The 745-nt window shown below is 72.8% G+C and carries 1 protein-coding gene; it reads left to right on the top strand.

Annotated elements, in window-relative coordinates:
* Positions 1-745, top strand: a 745-nt coding sequence (locus tag ABD220_RS17935) for a zinc-binding dehydrogenase (protein ID WP_344124857.1), incomplete at both ends; no start/stop codon positions are given.

Raw genomic sequence — 745 nt, 5'->3', positions numbered from 1 at the left:
AATGCCGGGCCTGCCGCAAGGGCGAGCCCTGGTACTGCTTCGCCACCCACAACGCCACCCAGAAGATGACCCTGGAGGACGGCACCCCGCTGTCCCCGGCCCTGGGCATCGGCTCCTTCGCGGAGAAGACCCTGGTGGCCGCCGGGCAGTGCACCAAGATCGAGGCCGAGCTCGAGCCGCACCAGTACGCGGCGGTGGGCCTGCTCGGCTGCGGGGTGATGGCCGGGATCGGTGCGGTGCTCAACACCGGGGCGGTCCAGCGCGGGGAGTCCGTGGCCGTGATCGGCTGCGGCGGGGTCGGGGCGGCGGCGATCGCCGGGGCCGCCCTGGCCGGGGCGACCACGATCATCGCGGTGGACCTCGATGACGAGAAGCTGGCCACCGCGCAGAAGTTCGGGGCCACCCACACCGTCAACTCGCGGCAGCAGGATGCGGTGGCGGCGGTGCGTGAGCTCACCGGCGGGTTCGGGGCGGATCTGGTGATCGACGCGGTGGGCATCGCGGCGACCTTCAAGCAGGCCTTCGAGGCCCGGGACCTGGCCGGGCGGATGGTGCTGGTCGGGGTCCCGGCCCCGGGCACGACCTGGGAGATCCCGCTGGACGAGGTGTTCGGGCGCGGCGGGTCGATCAAGTCCGCCTGGTACGGGGACACGCTGCCCTCGCGGGACTTCCCGATGCTGGTGGACCAGTACCGGCTGGGCCGGCTGGACCTGGACGGCTTCGTCACCGAGCGCATCGGCCTGGA

Source organism: Kocuria aegyptia (assembly GCF_039530085.1).
GTDB lineage: Bacteria > Actinomycetota > Actinomycetes > Actinomycetales > Micrococcaceae > Kocuria > Kocuria aegyptia.
Note: the sequence above shows the minus strand (reverse complement) of the source record. Positions and strands in the feature narration are given on the sequence as shown.